Origin of the sequence: Streptomyces sp. NPDC005820, assembly GCF_040630255.1 — a bacterium.
Lineage (GTDB): Bacteria > Actinomycetota > Actinomycetes > Streptomycetales > Streptomycetaceae > Streptomyces.
Map to the genome: position 1 here is coordinate 112,238 of NZ_JBEXXE010000036.1, position 7,330 is coordinate 119,567.

The window sequence follows — 7,330 nt, forward strand, 5'->3', positions numbered from 1 at the left end:
AATCCCGATCACCTCATGGCCATGACGTCCGAGATGCCGAGAAGATCGTGCGGGCGTGTAATGGGCCCATGGCACCCACCACCGCCGGGACACCGCGACGCGGGGTACTGCGCAGGCTCGGCGCCTGGTGCGCCCGACACTTCCTGATCGTCATCATCGCCTGGCTGGTGGCCCTGGTCGCCCTCCAGCTGATCGACCGCGCCGTGGGCGGTACCTACGAGGACAACTTCCAACTCTCGGACACCCAGTCCCAGAAGGGCCTCGACGTCCTCGAGGAGCACGACCCGCAGGCCGGCGGCTACAGCGCCCAGATCGTCATGCGCGACGACAAGCAGCCCCTGAGCGCGCTGAGCTCGCAGATGTCCACCACGGTCGGCGACCTGCAGAAGCTGCCCCATGTCCTGTCCGCGCAGAACCCCCTCTCGCAGACCCCGACCAAGGTCGGGCCGGTGTCGAGCGACGGCAAGACCGGCTACATCACCGTCCGCTTCGACAAGCAGCCCAACACCCTCGGCGACGACTACCTGAACGGCGTCGACCAGGCCGTCCAGCCGCTGCGGGCGGCCGGCGCCGACGTCGAGTACGGCGGCTCGCTCGGCGAACTGGCCCGACCCAAGGCCAACGACTACCTCAGCGAGGCGATCGGCTTCGCGGTCGCCGTCGTCGTCCTGCTGATCGGCTTCGGCAGCGTCATCGCGGCCGGGCTGCCCCTGATCACCGCCCTGATCGGGGTCGTCGGCGGACTCGCCATCCTCGGTCTGCTGGCCGCCGCCTTCACCTTCGCGACCGTCTCACCGACCCTCGCCACCATGATCGGCCTGGGCGTCGGCATCGACTACGCCCTGTTCCTGATCACCCGGCACCGGCAGAACCTGATGAACGGCGCCGATCCCGCCGAGGCCGCCGGACACGCCACCGCCACCAGCGGCCGCGCCGTCCTGGTCTCCGGCACCACCGTGATCATCGCGCTGATGGGCCTGTACGCGTCCGGGGTCTCCTTCATCGGCAAACTCGGCCTCGCCGCCGCCATCACCGTGGTCTCCGCCGTCGTCGGCGCCCTCACCCTCGTCCCCGCCCTGCTCGGCCTCATCGGCCACCACATCGACCGCTGGCACGTCCGCAGACCCGTCGCCGAGACCGACGCCGCACCCGGCGCCACCCCGCACGGCACCTGGCACCGCTACGCCAAGCGCGTCGAACGCAGCCCCTGGCAGTACCTCGGGGCCGGCGTCGCCGTCATCGCGATCCTCGCCATCCCCGTCTTCTCCATCCAGCTCGGCCACATCGGCGACGGAGCCGACCCGACCTCCTTTACCGACCGGCGCGCCTACGACCTGATGACCGACGCCTTCGGACCCGGCTCCAACGGCCCCCTCACCGTCGTCATCGACCAGACGTCCGTCCCCTCCGACAAACGCGCCGACCTCCAGTCCCAGGCCCAGAAGACCCTGAACGCCGTGCCCGACGCGGCCACCGTCACCCCGCTGACGACCACCCAGGACGGCGACGTCCTCATCGGCACCGTCTACTCCACCCAGGCCCCGCAGGACGCCACCACCACCGACCTGGTGAACGGGCTCAAGGACACGACCCTGCCCGACGCGGTCTCCGGCTACGACGCCCACGGCTATGTCACCGGCACCACCGCCGCCCAGGTCGACTTCCGCGACATCGTCGCCAGCCGGCTCCCGCTGATCATCTGCGTGGTCGTCGGCCTCGCCTTCCTGATCATCCTCGCCGTCTTCCGGGGCCTCCTCGTCGCGGTCAAGGCCGCCGTCCTCAACGTCCTGTCCATCACCGCCTCGTACGGTGTGGTCGTCGCCGTCTTCCAGTGGGGCTGGGGCGGGCCGGCGCTGGGCGTCCACGGCGACGTGCCCATCGAGAGCTATGTGCCGATGATGATGTTCGCGATCATCTTCGGCCTCAGCATGGACTACGAGATCTTCCTGCTCTCCCGCGTCCACGAGGCCTGGCTGCGCACCGGCGACGCCAAGGACTCCGTCGCCCACGCCCTGGAGATCACCGCCCGGGTCATCACCTGCGCCGCCCTGATCATGGTGAGCGTGTTCGCGGCGTTCATCATCAGCGACAACATCGTCGTCAAGATGCTCGGCCTCGGCCTCGCCGTCAGCGTGCTGATCGACGCCACCGTCGTCCGGCTGCTCATGGTGCCGGCCGTCATGACACTGCTGGGGGAGAAGGCCTGGTGGACCCCGAGGTGGCTGGACCGGATCCTGCCGCACATCGACGCCGAGGGCGACGCGGAGACCCTCACCGGTGCGGACTCCGAGGCGCGAGGACGAGCATCGTGACGTCGTCGCGGACCTCCGGGGAGTGCCGCACGACATCGGCCCAGACCCGGTCGGCCGTGGCCGCCGGACCGGCCCCCGCGGTGAGGGCGGGCAGCCGGTCCGTCAGCGGATAGAAGACGTCGGCGGCATCCCGCGCCTCCCACACCCCGTCCGAGGCCAGGAACAGCCGGTCGCCCGCGCACAGCGGCAGCAGCAGCCCGCCCGGCCGGGGCGCGTCCGGCAGGTCCAGGCCCAGCGGCGCCCCCGGGGTGACCGCCACCTCCGTCGCCGTCCCGTCGCGCAGCAGCACCGGCGGCGGATGCCCGCACACCACCACCCGTACGGCGTCCGCGCCCGGGGTGAACTCCAGCAGCACCGCCGTCGCGAACAGCTCCGCGTGCCGCACCCGCGCCGAGTCCACCGCCAGCCGCCGGTCCAACCGGGCCGCCACCGCCTCCAGCGACTCCTGGTCCAGCACCGCCTCCCGGAACGCCCCCATCAGCGACGCCACCGTCGCGATCGCCGCCAGCCCGTGCCCCTGCACATCCCCCAGCACCGCCCGCACCCCGTGCGCGCTGTCCCGCACGTCGAAGAAGTCGCCGCCCACCAGCGTGCCCTGCTCGGCCGCCCGGTACAGGCCCGCGCAGGACACCGCGCCCACCCGCTCCGGCACCGGCGGAACCACCGCCGCCTGGGCCGCCTGGGCGATCGTGCGCTCGACGTCCAGCTGCACGTCCCGGCGGCTGCGCACGAACGCCACGAACACGCTCAGCACGGCGACGAAACAGATCGTCAGCAGGTCCGTCTGCCCGGGGTCGTCCAGCCGGAACGCCGGCACGTTCAGCATCACGACCACGGCCGCGCCCAGCACGGCGGTCGCCACCGGGCCGTACGACAGGACCGCCAGCGGCGGGATCGCGCCCAGCAGGAAGCCGATGTCCAGGGGATCGGGGCTGACCAGGGTGGCGACGGACACGCCCGCGATCAGCGCGATCGGCAGCGCCCGCACCCAGCGCGGCGGCGGCGCGCCCCGCAGCCAGCCCCGCCGCTCCCCGTCCACTCGTGCCACACCACCACGCTCCACCCCGGCACCGCCGGGCGCACGCCGGGAAAACCGGTGGACGCCCCGTCAGACGATCTTCTACTGTGTGACCGCACGCCCGGACACCACGGAAGGAGGCGAGCGCCGATGAAGCTCTCACGCATCCCGCGCTCCCGTTCCGTGACCCCGGCGTGCCGCGTCTGACCCTCGTCCGACGCCCGGGAGCGCGACACGTCATTCGCATCCCGGAGGAATCCCTTGACCGATCTGGTCATCCGCGCGCTCGACGAGCGCGACGCCCATCTGTTCGACACCCTGCCCGACCCGCTGGGCAACGCCGAGGCGTTCCGCAACGCCACCTACCGGCCGCACTGGAAGCGGGTCGCCCTGCGCGACGGGCGGGTCGTCGCCCGCGCCGCCTGGTGGGGCGGGCCCGACGACACCGCACCGCTCACCGCCGAGTGGTTCGACTTCGCGGACGGCGAGGAGGAGGCGGGCGCCGAACTCCTGCGTACCGCACCCTGGCAGGTCGGCCTGGAACTGGTCCTGCCCGGCGGCTGGCGCGAGGACCCGGCCCTGCGGGCCGCCGCCGAGACCCGCTACGCCGCCGCCCGCGCGGCCGGCCAGACCCTGCTCGTGGAGCGCTTCGTCTACCGCTGGACCCCGGAGTGCGGACTGCCCGAGCGCCCCGGCCGGCTCACCTTCGCCCCCGAACCCGACGACGCGGTGTTCTTCGACGCCCTGCGCCGCATCCACTCCGTCACCCTCGACGCCCACGCCCGCAAGGCCGTCGCCGAGGGCGGAGTGGACCAGGCCGCCCAGGAGGAGCTGGACTTCTTCCGCTGGTGCCCGTCCCCGCGCGAGTGGTGGCAGGTCGCCCGCACCCCCGAGGGCGACCTGGCCGGGATCCACATCCCGGCCCACAACCCCTCCGGGCCCTGTATCGGCTTCATCGGCGTCCTGCCCGAGCACCGCGGCCACGGCTACGCCTACGACCTGCTCGCCGAGTGCACCCACTATCTCGTCGAGCAGGGCGCGGAGTTCATCGCCGCGGCCACCGACCAGGGCAACTTCCCGATGGCGGCCCACTTCACCAAGGCGGGCTACCCCGTGGTGCGGGAGCGGGCGAACTTCGAACCGAGCTGATCAGCGCCGCTCGCCGGCGCCCGGGCCCAGCAGGGCCTGGGCGTCGGCGAGGATCTCGGTGACCCGCAGCCCGAAGGCGGCGTCACACGGGTGCGCACGCCCGTCCCGGGCCGCGGCGAGGAGCTCCCCGGCAGCCCGGGACAACGCGTCGGCGGCGCTGCCGGTGGGCTCGGGCAGGCGTACGGCCCCGCTGTCGCCGTACAGCTCGAGGGCCGCCCCCGACGCCGCGGGCGGGGCGGTCAGACTGAGTGTCACGGTGCTGGAGGCGCCGCCGGTGTGCTCCAGGACCAGATGGACGGTGTCCCGGGGACCGGGTGCGGCGGCGCTCACCCGGCGGACGTCGCCGAGGACCGGCAGCAGCACCGACAGGGCGTGCGGGCCCACGTCCCACAGGGCGCCCTTCTGCCGCCGCCAGGGGGTGGCGAACGGGCTGTCGCTGTCCTCGGCGAACACCGACCCCAGCCAGCGGGCGTGCCCGGTGAACCAGCCCCCGGCCCGCCTCTGCGCGGATATCCAGTCGGCGGTCTCGGTCAGGTACCGGGTGGTGAAGAAGACCACCGACGCGACCCCCGCCTCCTCGGCCGCCGCCGCCACGGCCCGCGCCCCGGCCGCGGTGGTGGCGACCGGCTTGTCCAGCAGCAGGTGCCGGCCCGCCCGGGCGGCCCGGACCGCCAGTTCCGCCTGGACGTCCGGCGGGAGCGCCACGGCGACCGCCTCCACGTCCGCGAGGAGCGCGTCGACGTCGTCGTAGGCGCGGGTGCCATGACGGTCCGCCAGTTCCTTGGCGGCCTCGGGGCGGCGGCCCCACACCCCGGTGAAGTCGACGTCCTCGTGCGAGGCGAGGACGGGGCCGTACACCATCTGGGCCCACGGGCCGGTACCGAGCAGACCGATGCGCATGCCGCTGAATCTCCCTGCAGTCGTGAAACCACGCCGAACACGGGCGAGCTTCGCACACCCGTCCGTCCCGGGGACACCCCCCGGTTCAGCCGCCCGACGGCGCGGCGAACCCCGTCAGCAGGGCGTCGGCCAGGTCCGCACCGTTCTCCAGGGAGATCTCCCGGGCCGACTGGGCGGGGCGGACGGTGGCGAACGCGACGCCGCCCCCGTCCTCCAGGAAACAGCCGTACACGGCGGGCCGGGGCAGGCTGTTGTACGCCCAGGGCGCCGAGAAGTAGTACGCCCCGGTGTCGTGGAGCACGACCAGATCCCCTTCGGCGAGCTCGGGCAGCGGGTGCGCGTGCGCGACGACGTCCCCCGCGAAGCAGAGCGGCCCGGCGACGTCGTACGGCACCAGCGGGCCCCGCTTGGGCGTGCCGTCGGGACCGTACGCGGTGACCCGCAGCGGCCAGGCCTGCGGCATGAACACCGTCCGGGTCGCCACATGGGCGCCGGCGTGGGTGAGCGCGATCCGGTGGCCGCCCGCCTCCTTGACGTACTCGACGAACGCGGCCGTGACCCCGTTCTTGGCGAGCAGGGAGCGGCCGAACTCCGTCACCACCTGGTAGCGGCCGTCCAGCAGGGCCGGCTCCTCGGCGGCCAGCGCGGCCACGTACGCGGCGTGGGTCGGCGTGACGGAGTCGTCCGCGAAGTTCACCGGCAGCCCGCCGCCCAGGTCGAGACTGGTGACCCGGCGGCGGCCCACGCGCGCGTCGATCTCCTCGGCGAGCCGGTGCAGCTCCGCGAGCCCCTGCGCGATCAGCGGCAGCGGGCAGCCCTGGGAGCCGACGTGCGCGTGCAGCCGGGTCAGCCACGGGCGCCGTACGAACGCCTCGACGACCCGCTCACGGGCACCCGGGTCACGCAGGGCCACACCGAACTTGGAATGGGAGGTCGCCGTGCTCATCGCCCCGATCGAACCGCTGCCGACCTGCGGATTGACCCGCAGCCCGAGCACGGACGGGCAGCCGTCGGGGCGCAGTGCGTCGATCCGGTCGAGCTCGTCGAGGTTGTCGGCGTTCAGCGCGACGCCCAGCTCCAGCGCCGCACGGATCTCGCCGCGGGTCTTGGCCGGGGAGTCCAGCACGATCCGCGCCGGGGCGAAGCCCGCGTCCAGCGCCAGCCGCAGCTCCCCGGGGCTCGCCACCTCGCAGCCCATACCGGCGTCGGCGAGCAGCCGCAGCACCGGCACCAGCGGGCAGGCCTTGGCCGCGAACGCGTGCAGCACGTCCGGCACGCCGGCGAACGCCTCGTGCAGCGCGGCGACGCTCTCGCGCACGCCCCGGACGTCGAGGAAGCCGGCCACGGGCCGCTCCCGCGTCAGCAGCCCGTCGGCGACCGCCTGCCGTACGGCGCGCGCGACCTTCTCGGTGGAGAACGACACGTCGAGGACTCCTTCGCGTGAGGGGCGGGACACTTCCAGGTTCGCCCCCGGAGCGGCCGTACGGGTGTCCTCCCCGTCGATTTCCGCGCGGAGTCGAGGGACGCGCGTGACTCAGCGTGCACATCGGCGTTACGTACGGCACGAACCGCGTGGCGCGATCGTGCCCCCGGAGGGTGACGCGTGTGCCTCGTGTGCATGAATCGCCCAGGTCCGGGCACACGCAGCGCAACAACCGTAGAGAGGGGCGCTCGTGATCGTTCCGGACCCCAAGGTCGCCAGGACGTTGCTGACCCGGTACGCGACGCTGAGGATCGCTCAGGCGGAACAGGAGCGGCCGGAGACCGCCCGCGAACTGCGTGACGTGACCTACACGCTCTGTGTGCTGATGGGGACGTCCGACGTCCGGGAGGCGCTCGCCGCGGCGGACGCCCTGCTGGAGTCCCGGGCCGCGACCGGCAAAGGGTTGTCGCTCGCCGTCTGAGCCCGAGCGGTGATCGGCGCGGCCGGGACCCCGCCGGGGTCCCGGCC

Annotated in this window: 6 protein-coding genes; 3 read left to right on the plus strand and 3 right to left on the minus strand. The window is 73.3% G+C overall.

What is annotated here, in order from left to right; genetic code table 11:
• The first annotated feature begins 68 nt into the window (after nucleotides 1–68).
• Nucleotides 69–2,312: an MMPL family transporter gene (locus tag ABZ464_RS36245; RefSeq protein WP_359284503.1), complete on the plus strand. Its 2,244-nt coding sequence runs from the start codon at nucleotides 69–71 to the stop codon at nucleotides 2,310–2,312.
• Here ABZ464_RS36245 and ABZ464_RS36250 read toward each other — a convergent pair.
• Nucleotides 2,272–3,360: a PP2C family protein-serine/threonine phosphatase gene (locus ABZ464_RS36250; protein WP_359284505.1), complete on the minus strand. Its 1,089-nt coding sequence runs from the start codon at nucleotides 3,358–3,360 to the stop codon at nucleotides 2,272–2,274. The two genes, ABZ464_RS36245 and ABZ464_RS36250, sit on opposite strands and share 41 nt — an antisense overlap.
• A gap of 231 nt (nucleotides 3,361–3,591) precedes the next feature.
• Between ABZ464_RS36250 and ABZ464_RS36255 the strand changes: the two genes are divergently transcribed.
• The gene (locus ABZ464_RS36255) at nucleotides 3,592–4,479 is read left to right on the plus strand and encodes a GNAT family N-acetyltransferase (RefSeq protein WP_359284508.1); all 888 of its coding nucleotides are present in this window, start codon (nucleotides 3,592–3,594) and stop codon (nucleotides 4,477–4,479) included.
• Here ABZ464_RS36255 and ABZ464_RS36260 read toward each other — a convergent pair whose 3' ends face one another.
• The gene (locus tag ABZ464_RS36260; RefSeq protein ID WP_359284510.1) at nucleotides 4,480–5,379 is read right to left on the minus strand and encodes a Gfo/Idh/MocA family oxidoreductase; all 900 of its coding nucleotides are present in this window, start codon (nucleotides 5,377–5,379) and stop codon (nucleotides 4,480–4,482) included.
• 85 nt (nucleotides 5,380–5,464) lie between these two features.
• Nucleotides 5,465–6,802 carry a diaminopimelate decarboxylase gene (locus ABZ464_RS36265; RefSeq protein ID WP_359284511.1) on the minus strand — a complete coding sequence of 446 codons (1,338 nt, stop codon included), beginning with the start codon at nucleotides 6,800–6,802 and terminating at the stop codon, nucleotides 5,465–5,467.
• Nucleotides 6,803–7,052: 250 nt separating this feature from the next.
• Between ABZ464_RS36265 and ABZ464_RS36270 the strand changes: the two genes are divergently transcribed.
• Nucleotides 7,053–7,283: a DUF5133 domain-containing protein gene (locus ABZ464_RS36270; protein ID WP_359284514.1), complete on the plus strand. Its 231-nt coding sequence runs from the start codon at nucleotides 7,053–7,055 to the stop codon at nucleotides 7,281–7,283.
• The last annotated feature ends 47 nt before the right edge of the window (nucleotides 7,284–7,330 follow it).